We start from the raw sequence: 15,838 nt of genomic DNA on the forward strand, positions 1-15,838 counted from the left end.
GAGCAAGTGCCGTTCGACACATAAATAGCCGCTATCCCTGCGATGCATTAATCTACGCCGGTTTATTCGCCTGCCGGAGTCAGCCATGTCCATTAGAGAAATTCGCCACCCGCTTATTCGCCACAAACTTGGGCTGATGCGCCGAGCCGATATCAGCACCAAGAACTTCCGCGAACTGGCACAGGAGGTTGGATCGATCCTGACGTACGAGGCAACCCGCGATCTGCCACTGGAAAACTACAGCATCGATGGCTGGTGCGGCCCGGTTCAGGTAGAGAAGATTTCCGGCAAGAAGATCACGGTAGTGCCTATTCTGCGCGCCGGTATCGGTATGCTCGACGGCGTGCTCAGCCTGATTCCCGGCGCGAAGGTCAGCGCTGTCGGCATCGCACGCAACGAAGAAACCCTGCAGGCACATACTTATCTTGAGCGACTGGTAGATAATCTCGACCAGCGCCTGGCGATGATCATCGACCCGATGCTGGCCACCGGCGGTTCCATGGTCGCGACCATCGACATGCTGAAGAAAGCCGGCTGCAAGGAAATCCGCGCACTGGTGCTGGTCGCCGCACCAGAAGGCATCAAGGCTGTGGAGCAGGCTCATCCGGACGTTCTCATCTATACCGCCTCGATAGATGAACGGCTGGACGAAAACGGTTATATCGTGCCCGGCCTGGGTGATGCTGGCGATAAGCTTTTTGGCACCAAGCAGAAGGACGTCTGAGCATGTCGCAAGCCATGGAAGAGCCCATCGGTCGGCAGGTGCTGGCCGGCGCGCAGATGCTGTTTGTCGCCTTCGGCGCGCTCGTACTGATGCCACTGATCACCGGGATGGATCCCAACGTGGCGCTGTTTACCGCCGGGATCGGCACGCTGCTGTTTCAGCTCGTCACCAAGCGCCAGGTGCCGGTTTTCCTGGCATCGAGTTTCGCCTTTATCGCACCGATCATCGCTGCCAAGGCCGATTTCGGCCTGCCCGCCGTGCTCGGCGGGGTGGTCGCGGCCGGCATCGTCTATATCTTTCTCGGCTTCGCGGTGCAGCTCAAGGGTCCCGGTTTCATTGACCGCCTGTTGCCGCCGGTAGTCATCGCGCCGGTCATCATCTCCATTGGCCTGGCCCTTTCTCCGGTTGCGGTGAATATGGCGATGGGCAAGGCCGGCGATGGCAGCGCACAGCTGATACCTTACGAAACAGCCATGCTGATCTCGATGCCAGCGCTGCTGACCACCCTGCTGGTCGCCGTGCTGGGACGCGGGCTGTTTCGCCTGGTGCCAATCCTGGCGGGCGTCGCGGTGGGCTACAGCCTTTGCTTCGCGTTCGACGTGGTCGATACCAGCGGCATCGCCGCAGCGCCCTGGCTGGCACTGCCAAACTTCGTCGCTCCGGAGTTTCACTGGGGGGCGATCCTGTTCATGGTCCCGGTGGCGCTGGCGCCCGCTATCGAACACATCGGTGGCGTGGTGGCGATTGGCGGCGTGACGGGCAAGAACTTCATCAAGAAGCCGGGCCTGCACCGCACGCTGCTGGGCGATGGCCTGGCGACGTCAGCGGCGGGTCTGTTCGGCGGCCCGCCCAATACCACCTATGCGGAAGTCACTGGCGCGGTGATGCTGACGAAAAACTACAACCCGAAGGTCATGACCTGGGCTGCCGTTTTCGCCATCGTGCTGGCCTTTATCGGCAAGTTCGGCGCGGCACTGCTGAGCATTCCGGTACCGGTGATGGGCGGCATCCTCTGCCTGCTGTTCGGCTCGATTGCGGTGGTCGGCCTGAGCACCCTGATCCGTCATCAGGTGGACCTGTCCGAAGCGCGCAATCTCATCATCGTGTCGGTGACGCTGGTATTCGGCATCGGCGGCATGGTGATCGGTTATGGCGAGTTCGCCCTTTCCGGCATCTCGCTGTGCGCCATCATCGCGCTGGTGCTCAACCTGCTGCTGCCAGGCGGCGAAGGCTGGAAGAACAAGCAGCTCGAAGAGAACAGTTGAGTGCGCAGGGCCTTTGCTTTATGGCCCCGCGCGGAGGTTTTCCTGCTTACTTGACACGCAACCGTCCTTCGGCCAACCCAACCTACGGCTCGCGGACAAGACCGTAGCCTGGATTAGCCGAAGGCGTAATCCGGGTCTCCGAAGGCGTAACCGACGGCTCTGCTGCATTCACGGCTCAATCCGCTCCCACAGGTTTACACTGGCCGCATGTCCAATCCTCTCATTCCCCATCGGCAGCTGAGCGACAACCGCCTCAGTTGCAGCACATGCGCGGCCTGCTGCTGCCGGCTGGAAGTCATGCTGATCAGCGATACCGGCGTACCGCAGCGCTTCATCGATGTGGACGCATGGGGTGGTCAGGTCATGCGCCGCCTGGATGATGGCTGGTGCGCCGCGCTCGACCGAGACAGCATGCGCTGTACCATCTATGAGCGGCGCCCGCTGATTTGTCGGGAATTCGAATTGGGTTCGGAAGACTGCCTGGATGAGCGTAAGGGCTCTGCCTCAGCCTATCGGGAAGATCGCTGAGCCTGTCCCGACCCTTTGTAGGTCGGATTAGCCGAAGGCGTAATCCGACGATCAGAAGGCATAACCCGACGCACAAGGCGCCGGGCTCCGCATTATCAGAACGACATCCGATAGTGCAGCGAGTAACTCTCTATCCCATCGTTGGGATTCTTGATGCCGGCATTGGAATAGTGAATCGCACGCACGCCCACTTCATGCCCACCTGCGAAGCGCAAGCCTGCGCCGATGCGGTCCTCGAACTGGAATGAAGAGCCCAGGTCGTTGTTTTCCACTTCGGTATTCTCGAACGCCGCAACACCGATGCCCAGTTCCAGGTAGGGCTTGACCGCATCACCTGCGAATTCGTAAACGAACACCGGCGTCAGCGATATGCTGTGGTTGCTCGATGTCTTGTCACCTTCCCAATAGGTGTAGCCGGCATCCCAGTAGCCGGTGAGCCGCCCTACACTGCTCTGGAACCAGCTACGATTGAAATCGAACTGCGCCCCGAGCCGATAGGTCGTCGTCGACTCGCCAGTGCGGCCAACAGCAGCGGTTAGATCCAACGCGTGAACGGCAGCCACCTGACCCAACGAAACAACTGCAATCGCAGCGAGGGAGATCAGCTTCTTCATCAGATTTTCCTTATCAAAAAGTAGGCATCACTTTTGTTGTTTATTGGATGTCACCCCAAATACAGAAAGCAGGCGCAGCGGGGAGTTCCTAATCAGGATAGTAGCTAACTGCCGCGCCTTCACCCCAAAGTGTCGGCAGCACATCCGCGAGTCGCTGAGGTTCGCCACTGCTCCAGAAATGTGCGCCCGGCTCGCCCTCAGCCAACTGATGGCGAGCTGCGAGCACCGTTTCGAGCTGGCGCGCCACTGCCGCCCCAGTGTCCACCAGGGTAACGGTCGATGGCACCATTTCGGCCAGCAGCGGCTTGATGAAGGGGTAGTGCGTACAGCCGAGAATCAGCGTATCGCAGCCCTGCTCAAGCAGAGGCTGGACGAAAGTATCGAGCAGTGCGCGGGTGGCCGGCGAATTCAGCTCACCGGTCTCGATGCATTCGACCAGGCCGGGACAGGGCTGGGTAATGACCCGCACATCGCTGGCGAAACGATCCAGCAGGGCCGCAAAGCGGGCGCTTTTAAGCGTGCCGGTCGTGGCCAGCACGCCCACCACGCCACTGCGGGTCGCCCGCGCTGCCGGTTTGACCGCCGGCTCCATGCCCACCAGAGGAATCTGCGGATAGCGCTCACGCAATTCAGCGATACCGGCGGCGGTTGCGGTATTGCAGGCCAGTACCAACGCCTTGGCGCCCTGCTCCAGCAGAAAGGCGGCAATCGAACGGCAGCGCTCGCGGATGAACTCGGGGCTTTTCTCGCCATAAGGCACATGGCCGCTGTCGGCCAGGTACAGCAATGATTCATGCGGCAGGCGCAGGCGAATTTCGCGCAGCACCGAAAGTCCGCCGACACCGGAGTCGAAGACGCCGATCGGCGCATTGTCAGCCATGCTGTGGCCCACAGACCGCGCAGGCCGGATCGCGCTTGACCTTCAGCTCACGGAAGCGACTGCCCAGCGCATCCACCAGCAACAACCGGCCCACCAGCGGCTCACCGAAACCGGCCAGCAGCTTCAGCGCTTCGAGCGCCTGCAGGCTACCGATCACACCGACCACCGGCCCCAGCACGCCGGCCTCGCTGCAGGTCAGCTCGGCTTCGCTGCCATGCCCGTACAGGCAGTGGTAGCACGGACTGCTCTCGATACGCGGATCGAAAACCGACAGCTGCCCTTCCAGGCGGATGGCGGCACCACTGACCAGCGGCTTCTTCGCGGCCACGCAGGCGACATTGAGCACCTCGCGAATGTTGAAGTTGTCGGTGCAGTCCAGCACCAGATCGACCTCGTCGACAACCTCTCCGATACAGTCGGCATCCAGCGCAACGCGATGCGGCACCAGCTTCACCTGCGGGTTGAGCGCCGACAGGCGCGCGATGGCGGAGTCCACCTTGGGCAGGCCGACCGAGGCCGTTTCATGCACGATCTGCCGCTGCAGGTTGGTCAGATCGAGGCTGTCGAAATCGGCCAGATGCAATTCGCCAACGCCGGCGGCAGCCAGATACAGCGCCACGGGCGAGCCCAGGCCGCCCAGCCCGACGATCAGCACGCGGCTTTGCTTGAGCTTCAGTTGGCCGTCGATATCGACCTGTTTCAACAGTATCTGGCGGCTGTAACGCAGCAGCTCGTCATCGCTCAACATGCACAGCTTCTCCCCTATTCAATCGCCCCTGGCTGATACGTTCATGTCCGCCGTAGTCGCGCCGACTTTGCACCGAGACGAAGCCGCCTTCGGTGAGTAGTCCTCGCACCGCCCCGGCCTGGTCATAGCCATGCTCCAGCAACAGCCAGCCAGCATCGTGCAGATAAGCAGGCGCCTGGGCGATGATCTGACGAATGTCGTCCAGACCGTCCTCGCCGGCCACCAGGGCACTGCCCGGCTCGAAGCGCACGTCGCCCTGGGACAGATGCGGATCGCCAGCGGGAATATAGGGTGGGTTGCTCACGATCAGCTCATGGCGCTGCCCCGTCAGCGCGGAAAACCAGTGGCTTTGATGAAAGCGCACATTGTCCAGGCGCAACTGCCGGGCGTTGCGTGTCGCCAGGGCAACGGCCTCGGCGACGCGGTCCACCCCTGTCACCCGCCACACCGGGCGCTCACTGGCCAACGCCAGGGCAATCGCACCGGTGCCTGTGCCCAGGTCCAGAACCTGAGCGGCAGTCGCCGGGAGCAGCTGCAGTGCGGTTTCGACCAGCAGTTCGGTGTCCGGTCGGGGGATCAGCGTATGTGGCGCGACTTCCAGTTCGAGGCTCCAGAAACCCTGGCGCCCGAGGATATAGGCCACCGGCTCGCCACGGCGGCGGCGTTCCAGGTATTCGGCGAAGGCCTTGCACTGCTCGGCGCCGGGCTCCCGCTCCGGCCAGGTGTGCAGATAGCTGCGCGACGTGCCCAGTACATGGGCGAGCAGCAGCTCGGCATCCAGCCGGGCGCTCGGCGAGTCGGGCAGGTCGCTGTCGTTCAGCAGGGATTCGATGGTGGCCATACGTTAAGCCTCAAGCTACAAGTCTCAAGCTACAAGACGCCACGTAATCAGCTTGTGGCTTGAAGCTTGCTGCTGTCGTTAATCGCCCAGAGCCGCCAGCTGGTCGGCCTGGTATTCCTGCAGCAGCGGTTCGATGACCTGTTCCACCGCACCACCGACGACTTCGCCGAGCGAGTACAGGGTCAGGTTGATACGGTGATCGGTCACGCGACCCTGGGGGAAATTGTAGGTACGGATGCGCTCGGAACGATCACCGGAGCCGACCAGCAGCTTGCGCGTATCGGAGATTTCCTTGTGCGCGGCGCTGTCCTGCACATCCTGCAGCTTGGCGGCCAGCCAGGACATGGCGCGCGCGCGGTTCTTGTGCTGTGAGCGCTCCTCCTGGCATTCGACTACGATGCCGCTGGGCAGGTGGGTAATGCGCACGGCCGAGTCGGTTTTGTTGATGTGCTGACCACCGGCGCCCGACGCGCGATAGGTATCTACCCGCAGATCAGCCGGATTGATCTCGATGGCGATCTGCTCGTCCGGCTCCGGCAGCACCGCTACCGTACAGGCCGAGGTATGGATACGGCCCTGGGATTCGGTTTCCGGCACGCGCTGAACACGGTGTGCGCCGGACTCGAACTTCAGCTTGGCATAGACGTTGTCGCCTTCGACCCGCGAGATCACTTCCTTGTAGCCGCCATGTTCGCCGGGACTTTCCGAAAGGATTTCGACGCGCCAGCCTTGGCGTTCGGCATAGCGCGAGTACATGCGAAACAGGTCGCCGGAGAAGATCGCCGCCTCGTCGCCACCGGTGCCGGCGCGGATTTCCAGAAAGACGTTGCGACCGTCCTTCGGGTCCCTGGGTAGCAACATGCGCTGCAGCCGCGCCTCGATTCCCTCCAACTGGCTGCGGGCCTGCTCAACCTCTTCCTCAGCCATCTCGCGCACGTCTGGATCGCTGTCCTTGAGCAGCGCCTGGGCGCCTTCGAGGTCGGACTGCAGCTTGAGGAATTCGCGGTAGACGTCGATGACCGGTTCGACCTCGGCGTATTCGCGCGAATAGGCGCGGAAGCGGGTCTGATCGCTGATCACTTCGGCATCGCCCAGCAGCGCCGTCAGTTCTTCGAAGCGGTCGTGCAGGATGTCGAGTTTGTTGAGCAACGACGCTTTCATGGTTTGTCCGTGTGTTCTTGCAGAGCGAAAAGCTCCTGAACGATGCCCAGTGCCTCCACTCGCCCTTCGGCGGAAAGTTTTTTCAACTGCACGCTGGGTGCGTGCAGCAGCTTGTTGGTCAGGCCGCGCGCCAGCTGGACCAGCACCTCCTCAGCGCTGCTGCCGTTGGCAAGCAGCCGCTGCGCCTTGCTCAACTCGTCGTCACGAATCCGCTCTGCCTGTTGCCGATAGGCCTTGAGCACGTCCACCGCGGCCAGTTCGCGCAGCCGCACCATGAAATCATCAGTACCGGCGGCAACCAGTTCCTCGGCGGCCATGGCAGCGCCCTGGCGACTCTTGAGGTTCTCCGCCACCACTTCATGGAGATCGTCGACGGTGTAAAGATAGACATCTTCCAGCTCGCCTACCTGCGGCTCGATATCCCGTGGTACGGCAATATCAACCATGAACATGGGCTTGTGCTTGCGCTTTTTCAGCGCCTGTTCCACCGCGCCCTTGCCAAGAATGGGCAGTTGACTGGCGGTGGAACTGATGACGATGTCGCTGTTGTACAGCTCCTGCGGGATATCGGCGAGCAGGATGGCATGAGCCCCGAACTGCTCGGCCAGCGCACTGGCCCGTTCGAGAGTCCGGTTGGCGACGACGATGCGCTTGACGCCCTGTTCGTGCAGATGACGCGCAACCAGGGTGATGGTCTCGCCGGCACCGATCAGCAGAGCCTGGCTACGATCCAGATTGGCGAAGATCTGCTTGGCCAGGCTGACGGCGGCAAAGGCGACTGATACCGGGTTCTCACCGATGGCCGTGTCGGTGCGCACGGTCTTGGCGGTACTGAACGTGGCTTGGAACAGGCGACCCAGCAAAGGACCCAGACTGCCCGCCTCGCGGGCAACGGCATAGGCGGATTTCATCTGACCGAGAATCTGCGGCTCGCCAAGTACCATTGAGTCGAGACCGGATGCGACGCGCATCATGTGCCGCACCGCCTGATCATCGACATGAACGTAGGCGCAAGCCTTGAGGTCATCGAGGTTCAGGCTGTGGTAGCCGGCCAGCCAGGCCAGCACCTGTTCGGCTTCAGCCTGATCCTGCTGCAGATACAACTCGCTGCGATTGCAGGTCGAAAGGATGGCAGCCTCACGCGTCGGGGTCACCCGGCACAGTTGCTGCAACGCTTCGACCATTTGCTCAGGCGTGAACGCCACACGCTCGCGCACATCCACCGATGCGGTCTTGTGATTGATGCCAAGCGCGATGAAAGCCATGCGGGATCGCTGATTCCAGAACAGAGCGCGAGATTCTCCTACTTCGCCTGCTTCAGAACAACCGTTGACCTTCATTGTCTGTACAGGGATTGAGTCAACCAAATCGCCTCGTGAGCCGCCCATGTGCTTGCCTGACGGCTTGTGTCATCATGCCGCGACCGCAGATCAGCCCTTGTATTTCCTATGAACAAGCTCCTCGTCCTCAGCGCCGCCCTGTTTCTCGGTGGTTGCCAAAGCCTTTTGCAAAGCGCTCCCGAAAGCAGCCCGCCGGTCGAAGAGTCGCTGCCGGAGCCTGCGACAATCAGCCCCGACGAATACGCGTCGTTCAGCAGGGACACGCTGTATTCCTTGCTGGTGGCCGAACTGGCCGGGCAGCGCAATCGTTTCGACATTGCCCTGAACAATTACGTCATCCAGGCCAGTGCGACCCAGGATGCAGCCGTTGCCGAACGCGGCTTCCGCATCGCCGAATATCTGGGCGCCGAGCAGGCAGCACTCGATACCGCGATGATCTGGGCCGACAACGCTCCGAACAACCTCGACGCCCAGCGCGCCGCCGCCGTGCAGCTGGCGCGCACCGGGCGTTACGAGGAATCCCTGGAATTCATGGAGAAGGTCTTGCAAGGCCAGGGCGACACCCACTTCGACTTCCTCGCCCTGTCAGCCGCCCAGACCGATCCCGATACGCGCGCCGGCCTGCTGCAAAGTTTCGATCAGCTGCTGGCCCGGCATCCCGACAATCCGCAGCTGACCTTCGGCAAAGCCGTGCTGCTGCAACAGGACGAGCGCCCCGAAGAAGCCTTGGCCCTGCTCGAAGCACAGCCCGCCAGCCAGCAGCAGATTCCCTCGACACTCCTGCAGGCACGCCTGCTGCAGATTCTCGACCGCGGCAACGAAGCCCTGCCCATCCTGGAAAGAAGCCTGCGCCGCCACCCCGAAGACAAGCGCCTGCGCCTGACCTACGCGCGACTGCTGGTGGAGCAGGAGCGCCTTGACGATGCCATGGGCGAATTCGCCACCCTGGTCCAGCAATACCCCGGTGACGACGACCTGCGCTTCTCGATGGCGCTGGTCTGTCTCGAAGCCCAGGCCTGGCGCGAAGCCATCGTCTATCTGGAGGAGCTGATCGAGCGCGGCAGCCATGTCGATGCCGCCCAGTTCAACCTCGGTCGCGCCTGGCGCGAACTCGGCGAACCGGAGCAGGCACTGGCCGCGTTCGCCGCCGTTGGCCCCGGCAACGAGTACCTGCCGGCGCAGCTGATGCAGGCCGAGCTGCTGTTTTCCCTGGGTCGTCATCAGGAGGCCTCGCAACTGCTGGCCCGCGCCCGTGAGCAGCAGCCCGACTACGCCATCCAGCTGTACCTCATCGAGATCGAAGCACTCTCCGGCCAACAGCAGACCGAACAGGCCTGGCAACTGACCGAACAGGCGCTGCAGCAGTTTCCCGATGACCTCAGCCTGCTCTACACCCGCGCCATGGTCGCCGAGAAGCGGGGTGATCTGAAGCAGCTGGAACAGGATCTACGCTTTATCATCGAACGCGAACCGGACAACGCCATGGCCCTCAACGCGCTGGGCTACACCCTGGCCGACCGCACGGGTCGCTACAGCGAAGCCCTGGCGCTTATCGAGCAGGCCTACGCACTCAACCCAGACGATGCGGCGATTCTCGACAGCCTCGGCTGGGTGAATTACCGCCTGGGCAATCTGGAGCAGGCCGAAGCTCAACTGCGCCAGGCGCACGAGCGCCTCCCCGACCACGAAGTCGCCGCTCACCTGGGCGAGGTGCTCTGGAGCGCAGGCAAACGGCGCGAAGCACGCGCCATCTGGACTGAAGCCCTGAAGCTGCAACCGGACAGCAGGATTCTGCGTGAAACCCTGAAACGCCTGACCGGCTCGGAGAAACCCTGACCCATGCTGACCATGCGTAACCTGCTGCTCCCACTATTTGCCCTGCTGCTCGCCGGCTGCGCCGGCCTCGGCCCGCAGGAATCGGTCGAAGGTCCCGGCAGTGCCGAAGACTGGAAAACCCACAAGGCGCGGATCGGCCATATCGACGGCTGGCAGATCAGCGGCAAGATCGGCATTCGCGCGCCGCAGGACTCTGGCAGCGGCACCCTGTTCTGGCTGCAGCGCCAGGACTATTTCGACATCCGCCTCTCCGGCCCGCTGGGCCGCGGCGCGACCCGCCTCACGGGCCGACCGGACGCCGTAATACTGGAAGTCGCCGGACAGGGCCGCTTCGAGGCAAAATCGCCTGAAGCGCTGGTCGAAAGCCAACTCGGCTGGCAATTGCCGGTCTCCAACCTGCTCTGGTGGGTTCGCGGGCTGCCCGCGCCGGACAGTCGCAGCCGCGTCACCCTCGACAGTACTGGACGGCTGGCCACGCTTCAGCAGGACGACTGGGACGTTCAGTACCTGGGTTACGTGGAAGAAAACGGCCTCACCCTTCCTTCGCGCATCAAGCTGGAAGGCCGGAACCTGCAGATCACCCTGGTCATCAAGGACTGGCAGCCACGCCAGCTTGGCCGCTGATGCGCGCACTCACCCTGCCCGCTCCGGCCAAACTCAACCTGATGCTGCATATCACCGGCCGGCGAGCCGATGGCTATCATGAACTGCAGACGCTATTCCAGTTTCTCGACCATGGCGACGAACTGACCTTCACGTCCCGCGCCGACGGAGAAATCCATCTACATACCGAATTACTCGGCGTGCACCACGACAGCAACCTGATCGTGCGCGCTGCCCGCCTGCTGCAATCGCACAGCGGTTGCAGTCAGGGCGCCGACATCCAGTTGCTCAAGCGCCTGCCCATGGGCGGTGGAATCGGCGGCGGCAGTTCCGATGCGGCCACTACCCTGCTGGGGCTCGACCACCTCTGGCAGACCCGCATGGGCGAGGAGTGCCTTGCGCAGATCGGACTGGAGCTGGGCGCCGACGTCCCCGTATTCGTCCGGGGTCGCGCGGCCTTTGCCGAGGGTGTAGGCGAACGCCTGCAGCCGGTCGAATTGAGCGAGCCGTGGTATCTGGTCATCGCCCCGCAAGTCTCTGTTAGTACAGCGGAAATATTTTCCGACCCGGAGTTGACACGCAATACCCCGGCCATTACAGTTCGCAGCCTTCTTGCAGAGGGCGGTCATAACGACTGCCAGCCGGTTGTTGAAAAGCGCTATCCGGAAGTCCGTAACGCTTTGAACTTGTTGGGTAAATTTGTTCCAGCAAGAATGACCGGCACTGGAGCTTGTGTGTTTGGAAGCTTTCCAAACAAGGCCGAGGCTGATAAAGTCTGCCGCCAGCTTCCAGCCGACATGCCCGGTTTCGTAGCCCAAGGGCGCAATGTTTCGATATTGCACCGCACGCTCGAAAAACTGGCGCAGGAAGTGAATGCCTAGCATTCGGTTGTACGATACAGGGGCGTCGCCAAGCGGTAAGGCACCAGGTTTTGATCCTGGCATGCGTTGGTTCGAATCCAGCCGCCCCTGCCACAACCCTCACGGGGTACGTACGATCAGGCATCTAGATGTTTTTCCACAGGGGCGTCGCCAAGCGGTAAGGCACCAGGTTTTGATCCTGGCATGCGTTGGTTCGAATCCAGCCGCCCCTGCCATACACTTGAGAGCTGTTCAAAAAGCCCGGCCTTTTGAACAGCTTTTTGTTTCATCGGACCCACCCTCAGGCAGGTACTGCGCGTGTCCAAGATGATGGTCTTCACGGGGAACGCCAACCCCGACCTGGCCCGGCGTGTCGTACGTCAGCTGCATATCCCCCTCGGTGACGCCTATGTCGGAAAGTTTTCCGATGGCGAAATCAGTGTCGAAATCAACGAAAATGTTCGCGGCAAGGACGTCTTCCTGATCCAGCCGACCTGCGCACCGACCAATGACAACCTGATGGAACTGGTGGTGATGGCCGATGCCTTCCGCCGCTCCTCCGCCACGCGCATCACGGCCGTCATTCCCTACTTTGGTTACGCTCGCCAGGACCGTCGTCCGCGCTCCGCTCGCGTCCCCATCAGCGCCAAGGTCGTGGCCGACATGCTCGATGTGGTGGGCGTCAATCGCGTTCTCACCGTCGACCTGCACGCCGATCAGATCCAGGGCTTCTTCGACATGCCGGTAGACAATATCTACGGCTCGCCAGTCCTGGTCGATGACATCCAGGCGCAGCGCTTCGAGAACCTGATGATCGTCTCCCCCGATATTGGCGGCGTTGTGCGTGCTCGCGCCGTAGCCAAATCGCTGGGTGTGGACCTGGCGATCATCGACAAGCGCCGGCCCAAGGCCAACCAGTCGGAAGTGATGCACATCATTGGCGATATCGAAGGCCGTACCTGCATCCTCGTCGATGACATGGTCGATACCGCCGGCACCCTGTGCCACGCCGCTACTGCACTGAAGGATCACGGCGCTGAAAAGGTCTATGCCTATTGCACCCACCCGATCCTGTCCGGTCGCGCCATCGAGAACATCGACGGCTCGGTACTCGACGAACTGGTGGTGACCAATACCATTCCGCTGTCAGCTGCCGCCCAATCCTGTACCCGTATTCGCCAGCTGGACATTGCACCAATGGTGGCTGAGGCGGTTCGCCGCATCAGCAATGCTGAATCGATCAGCGCGATGTTCCGCTAGGCTACGAGCCTAGTCCTTCGCGCCGAACGAAAATGTGCCCCGCGATATGCGAGGCTTCTATCCAACCGCCCGATAGTGCTGGTCGCAAGCACATCGGGCGCGTTGCTATCCTGGAGAAACACAATGACTGACTTCAATCTGAATGCCCAAGAGCGTTCCGACCTGGGGAAAGGTGCGAGCCGCCGCCTGCGTCGTAACGCCAACCTCGTACCGGCCGTGATCTACGGTGGCGAAGCTGCGCCGCAATCGATCAGCATTCTGGCCAAAGACCTGGCCAAAATGCTGGAAAACGAAATCGCCTTCAGCAACATCATCAAGCTGAACGTCGACGGCAAGAACCAGGAGGTCGTGATCAAGGCACTGCAGCGTCATCCGGCCAAGGGCTTCGTGCTGCACGCTGACTTCCAGCGCGTCGTCGCCGGCCAGAAGCTGACCGCTACCGTTCCGGTGCACCTGATCAACCAGGACACCTCCATTGGCGTCAAGCAGCAGGGTGGCGAGATCTACCTGAACCTGCCGGATGCCGAAGTGACCTGCCTGCCACAGGATCTGCCGGACTTCATCGAAGTCGACATCGCCAATATGGAAGTCGGCCAGGTGCTGCACATGAGCGATCTGAAGCTGCCGCAAGGCGTTGCTTTCGTCGCACTGCAGCATGGCAGTGACCTGCCGGTCGTCAACATTCACGCGCCGCGCGTGAACAAGGATGACGCCGAGAAAGAAGAAGGCGCTGCCGAGTAACCCACTCGCAGCCAGCTGAAGGAAGGGCCTCTGTCGTGACTGCCGTACAACTGATCGTCGGCCTGGGAAATCCAGGCCCCGAATACGACCAGACCCGGCATAACGCAGGAGCCCTTTTCGTTGAGCGTCTGGCCGCCCACAAGGGCGTCAACCTCAGCGTCGATCGCAAGTATTTCGGCCTGGTCGGCAAGTTTCGCCATCAGGACGAAGACGTCCGCCTGTTGATTCCCACCACCTACATGAACCGCAGCGGTCAGGCGGTGGTGGCACTGGCCGGATTTTTCCGAATTCCTCCCGAGGCTATCCTGGTTGCCCACGATGAACTCGACATGCCTCCCGGCGTCGCCAAACTCAAGCAGGGTGGCGGACACGGCGGGCACAACGGGCTGCGCGACATCATCGCCAGGCTCGGCAATCAGAACAACTTTCACCGCCTGCGTCTGGGCATCGGCCATCCCGGACACAGCAGCCTGGTAACCGGCTATGTACTGGGTCGGGCACCACAGTCAGAACGTGAGAAGCTGGACGCCAGCATCGACTTCACCTTCGACGTGCTGCCGGAAATCCTGACCGGCGACTGGACCGGCGCAATGCGACGCCTGCACAGCCAGAAGGCCTGACAGCTCTCCCCTTTTTTTCGATTTCATCTGCGCGAGGGTTCAACACTCATGGGATTCAATTGCGGCATCGTCGGCCTGCCCAACGTCGGCAAGTCCACCCTGTTCAACGCCCTGACCAAATCCGGTATCGCTGCAGAGAACTTCCCCTTCTGCACCATCGAGCCGAACAGCGGCATCGTGCCGATGCCCGACGCGCGCCTGGCTGCGCTGGCCGAGATCGTCAAGCCTGAGCGCGTACTGCCGACCACCATGGAGTTCGTCGACATCGCCGGCCTGGTCGCTGGCGCCTCCAAGGGTGAAGGCTTGGGCAACAAATTCCTCGCCAATATCCGCGAAACCGACGCCATCGCCCACGTGGTGCGCTGCTTCGAGGACGAAAACGTTATTCATGTCTCCAACAGCGTCGACCCCAGGCGCGATATCGAAATCATCGATCTGGAACTGATCTTCGCCGACCTCGACAGTTGCGAGAAGCAATTGCAGAAAGTCGCCCGCAATGCCAAGGGCGGCGACAAGGACGCCGTGGCACAAAAGGCCTTGCTGGAAAAGCTGATTCCGCACTTTACTGAAGGCAAGCCGGCGCGCTCATTGCTGAAAAACCTCGGTGACGAGGAGAAGCGCCTGGTACGCAGCTTCCACCTGCTGACCAGCAAGCCGGTGATGTATATCGCCAACGTCGCCGAGGACGGTTTCGAAAACAACCCGCACCTCGACGTAGTGAAAGCCATCGCCGAGGAAGAAGGCGCCATCGTGGTGCCGGTATGCAACAAAATCGAAGCGGAAATCGCCGAACTGGATGACGGCGAAGAAAAAGACATGTTCCTCGAAGCCATCGGCATGAGCGAACCGGGTCTGAACCGCGTCATCCGCGCCGGCTACGAGCTACTCAACCTGCAGACCTACTTCACCGCCGGCGTGAAGGAAGTCCGTGCCTGGACCGTCAAGGTCGGCGCCACCGCACCGCAAGCCGCCGCCGTCATCCATACCGACTTCGAAAAAGGCTTCATCCGCGCCGAAGTCATCGCCTACAACGACTTCATCCAGTACAAGGGCGAAGCCGGGGCCAAGGAAGCCGGAAAATGGCGTCTGGAAGGCAAGGAATACATCGTCAAGGATGGCGACGTGATGCATTTCAGATTCAACGTCTGATCGATATCCTCGAAGCCCTGGAAAGCCCCGCACTGCGGGGCTTTCTGCGTTCTGGAGTAGGGAAAGCTCAGCCCATCCATCAGACCAGTGTCGGTTCCCGACGCCAAGTACGGACATTCGTCTCGCTCACGTGGTCGGAAAAGGGACACCTGCCGAAACGGAGTAGCGATGCACAGCCTTGCCGAACTACCCCAGAAAAATCTTGACGACACCTTTTTCGATCGGGACGCCCAGCTCGTCGCACGCGAGCTGCTGGGAACAGTGATTCGCCATTGCGTCGACGGCCTATGGCTATCGGCACGCATCATCGAGACCGAGGCCTATTACATTGACGAGAAGGCCAGCCACTCCTCGCTTGGTAACAGTCCGTCACGGCGGGCCATGTTCATGCCCGCCGGGCACCTCTACCTTTATTACTCCCGCGGCGGAGACTCGCTGAACTTTAGCGTTCAGGGCGATGGAAACGCCGTCTGCATCAAGGCCGGTTACCCCTGGGTCGACTCGCTTTCCTGCGAGGCATCCATCGAACGCATGCGAGCCAACTGCGGATTCCACGGTCATCTGGCCACCCATTCCATGAGCATCTGACCACCGATTCCACGCTGATCCGGCCACCCATTCCACGCGCATCCGGCCACTGATTCCACGGCCATCCGGCCACTCAACCG

The 15,838-nt window shown here is 61.5% G+C and carries 16 protein-coding genes, 2 tRNA genes and 1 pseudogene; 13 read left to right on the forward strand and 6 right to left on the reverse strand.

Annotation, left to right across the window (positions count from 1 at the left end; all coding sequences use genetic code 11):
• Nucleotides 1-85 precede the first annotated feature (85 nt).
• The 3 genes from upp to G7020_RS20255 all read left to right on the forward strand — a co-directional run bounded on the left by upp (nt 86) and on the right by G7020_RS20255 (nt 2,517).
• Entirely contained in the window at nt 86-724 is a 639-nt protein-coding gene (gene upp / locus G7020_RS20245; RefSeq protein WP_181086794.1) for a uracil phosphoribosyltransferase, read from the forward strand.
• A gap of 2 nt (nt 725-726) precedes the next feature.
• Nucleotides 727-1,989, forward strand: coding sequence for a uracil-xanthine permease family protein (locus tag G7020_RS20250; RefSeq protein ID WP_181086795.1), 1,263 nt, complete (start codon nt 727-729; stop codon nt 1,987-1,989).
• Nucleotides 1,990-2,196: 207 nt separating this feature from the next.
• Nucleotides 2,197-2,517, forward strand: a complete 321-nt coding sequence (locus G7020_RS20255; RefSeq protein WP_181086796.1) for a YkgJ family cysteine cluster protein — start codon at nt 2,197-2,199, stop codon at nt 2,515-2,517.
• A 95-nt stretch (nt 2,518-2,612) separates the two neighbouring features.
• Here the strand turns inward: G7020_RS20255 and G7020_RS20260 are convergent, their stop codons facing one another.
• The 6 genes from G7020_RS20260 to hemA form a co-directional block, all read right to left on the reverse strand.
• Nucleotides 2,613-3,131 carry an acyloxyacyl hydrolase gene (locus G7020_RS20260; RefSeq protein ID WP_181086797.1) on the reverse strand — a complete coding sequence of 173 codons (519 nt, stop codon included), beginning with the start codon at nt 3,129-3,131 and terminating at the stop codon, nt 2,613-2,615.
• 88 nt (nt 3,132-3,219) lie between these two features.
• Nucleotides 3,220-4,011, reverse strand: a complete 792-nt coding sequence (gene murI / locus G7020_RS20265) for a glutamate racemase (RefSeq protein WP_181086798.1) — start codon at nt 4,009-4,011, stop codon at nt 3,220-3,222.
• Nucleotides 4,004-4,759: a molybdopterin-synthase adenylyltransferase MoeB gene (locus G7020_RS20270; RefSeq protein WP_181086799.1), complete on the reverse strand. Its 756-nt coding sequence runs from the start codon at nt 4,757-4,759 to the stop codon at nt 4,004-4,006. The genes murI and G7020_RS20270 overlap by 8 nt, the downstream gene beginning before the upstream one ends.
• Complete coding sequence (gene prmC / locus G7020_RS20275; protein ID WP_181086800.1) at nt 4,746-5,600, reverse strand: peptide chain release factor N(5)-glutamine methyltransferase; 855 nt, start codon at nt 5,598-5,600, stop codon at nt 4,746-4,748. The genes G7020_RS20270 and prmC overlap by 14 nt, the downstream gene beginning before the upstream one ends.
• Nucleotides 5,601-5,678: 78 nt before the next feature.
• Nucleotides 5,679-6,761, reverse strand: coding sequence for a peptide chain release factor 1 (gene prfA, locus G7020_RS20280; protein WP_181086801.1), 1,083 nt, complete (start codon nt 6,759-6,761; stop codon nt 5,679-5,681).
• On the reverse strand, nt 6,758-8,026 hold the full coding sequence (hemA, locus tag G7020_RS20285; RefSeq protein WP_181086802.1) for a glutamyl-tRNA reductase: 1,269 nt from the start codon (nt 8,024-8,026) through the stop codon (nt 6,758-6,760). The genes prfA and hemA overlap by 4 nt, the downstream gene beginning before the upstream one ends.
• Nucleotides 8,027-8,209: 183 nt before the next feature.
• Here hemA and G7020_RS20290 point away from each other — a divergent pair, with 183 nt between their 5' ends.
• The 10 genes and pseudogenes from G7020_RS20290 to G7020_RS20335 form a co-directional block, all read left to right on the forward strand.
• Nucleotides 8,210-9,937 (forward strand): tetratricopeptide repeat protein, encoded by a 1,728-nt coding sequence (locus tag G7020_RS20290; RefSeq protein WP_181086803.1) that lies wholly within the window; start codon nt 8,210-8,212, stop codon nt 9,935-9,937.
• Between the two features lie 3 nt (nt 9,938-9,940).
• Nucleotides 9,941-10,561: a lipoprotein insertase outer membrane protein LolB gene (gene lolB / locus G7020_RS20295; protein ID WP_181086804.1), complete on the forward strand. Its 621-nt coding sequence runs from the start codon at nt 9,941-9,943 to the stop codon at nt 10,559-10,561.
• Complete coding sequence (gene ispE, locus G7020_RS20300; protein WP_181086805.1) at nt 10,561-11,421, forward strand: 4-(cytidine 5'-diphospho)-2-C-methyl-D-erythritol kinase; 861 nt, start codon at nt 10,561-10,563, stop codon at nt 11,419-11,421. Before lolB ends, ispE begins: the two co-directional genes overlap by 1 nt.
• Nucleotides 11,422-11,439: 18 nt before the next feature.
• A tRNA-Gln gene (locus G7020_RS20305) sits at nt 11,440-11,514 on the forward strand.
• 47 nt (nt 11,515-11,561) lie between these two features.
• Nucleotides 11,562-11,636, forward strand: a tRNA-Gln gene (locus G7020_RS20310).
• Between the two features lie 82 nt (nt 11,637-11,718).
• Nucleotides 11,719-12,660, forward strand: coding sequence for a ribose-phosphate diphosphokinase (locus G7020_RS20315; protein ID WP_181086806.1), 942 nt, complete (start codon nt 11,719-11,721; stop codon nt 12,658-12,660).
• 123 nt (nt 12,661-12,783) lie between these two features.
• A complete protein-coding gene (locus G7020_RS20320) occupies nt 12,784-13,401 on the forward strand; it encodes a 50S ribosomal protein L25/general stress protein Ctc (protein WP_181086807.1) in 618 nt (205 codons plus the stop codon).
• 35 nt (nt 13,402-13,436) lie between these two features.
• The gene (gene pth, locus G7020_RS20325; RefSeq protein WP_181086808.1) at nt 13,437-14,021 is read left to right on the forward strand and encodes an aminoacyl-tRNA hydrolase; all 585 of its coding nucleotides are present in this window, start codon (nt 13,437-13,439) and stop codon (nt 14,019-14,021) included.
• A gap of 48 nt (nt 14,022-14,069) precedes the next feature.
• Nucleotides 14,070-15,170 (forward strand): redox-regulated ATPase YchF, encoded by a 1,101-nt coding sequence (ychF, locus tag G7020_RS20330; RefSeq protein WP_181086809.1) that lies wholly within the window; start codon nt 14,070-14,072, stop codon nt 15,168-15,170.
• Nucleotides 15,171-15,338: 168 nt separating this feature from the next.
• A pseudogene (locus G7020_RS20335) lies at nt 15,339-15,713 on the forward strand (DNA-3-methyladenine glycosylase); the annotation flags it as partial.
• Nucleotides 15,714-15,838 lie beyond the last annotated feature (125 nt).

The sequence above is a fragment of the Stutzerimonas stutzeri genome (assembly GCF_013522825.1).
GTDB lineage: Bacteria > Pseudomonadota > Gammaproteobacteria > Pseudomonadales > Pseudomonadaceae > Stutzerimonas > Stutzerimonas stutzeri_AK.

Excerpts from the sequence above, each read along its gene's own strand:
- upp (WP_181086794.1), top strand. The coding sequence starts at position 86 with ATGTCCATTAGAGAAATTCGCCACCCGCTTATTCGCCACAAACTTGGG.
- G7020_RS20250 (WP_181086795.1), top strand. The coding sequence starts at position 727 with ATGTCGCAAGCCATGGAAGAGCCCATCGGTCGGCAGGTGCTGGCCGGC.
- G7020_RS20270 (WP_181086799.1), bottom strand. The coding sequence starts at position 4,759 with ATGTTGAGCGATGACGAGCTGCTGCGTTACAGCCGCCAGATACTGTTG.
- G7020_RS20320 (WP_181086807.1), top strand. The coding sequence starts at position 12,784 with ATGACTGACTTCAATCTGAATGCCCAAGAGCGTTCCGACCTGGGGAAA.
- prmC (WP_181086800.1), bottom strand. The coding sequence starts at position 5,600 with ATGGCCACCATCGAATCCCTGCTGAACGACAGCGACCTGCCCGACTCG.
- prfA (WP_181086801.1), bottom strand. The coding sequence starts at position 6,761 with ATGAAAGCGTCGTTGCTCAACAAACTCGACATCCTGCACGACCGCTTC.
- lolB (WP_181086804.1), top strand. The coding sequence starts at position 9,941 with ATGCTGACCATGCGTAACCTGCTGCTCCCACTATTTGCCCTGCTGCTC.
- murI (WP_181086798.1), bottom strand. The coding sequence starts at position 4,011 with ATGGCTGACAATGCGCCGATCGGCGTCTTCGACTCCGGTGTCGGCGGA.
- G7020_RS20260 (WP_181086797.1), bottom strand. The coding sequence starts at position 3,131 with ATGAAGAAGCTGATCTCCCTCGCTGCGATTGCAGTTGTTTCGTTGGGT.
- ispE (WP_181086805.1), top strand. The coding sequence starts at position 10,561 with ATGCGCGCACTCACCCTGCCCGCTCCGGCCAAACTCAACCTGATGCTG.
- hemA (WP_181086802.1), bottom strand. The coding sequence starts at position 8,026 with ATGGCTTTCATCGCGCTTGGCATCAATCACAAGACCGCATCGGTGGAT.
- G7020_RS20255 (WP_181086796.1), top strand. The coding sequence starts at position 2,197 with ATGTCCAATCCTCTCATTCCCCATCGGCAGCTGAGCGACAACCGCCTC.
- ychF (WP_181086809.1), top strand. The coding sequence starts at position 14,070 with ATGGGATTCAATTGCGGCATCGTCGGCCTGCCCAACGTCGGCAAGTCC.
- G7020_RS20290 (WP_181086803.1), top strand. The coding sequence starts at position 8,210 with ATGAACAAGCTCCTCGTCCTCAGCGCCGCCCTGTTTCTCGGTGGTTGC.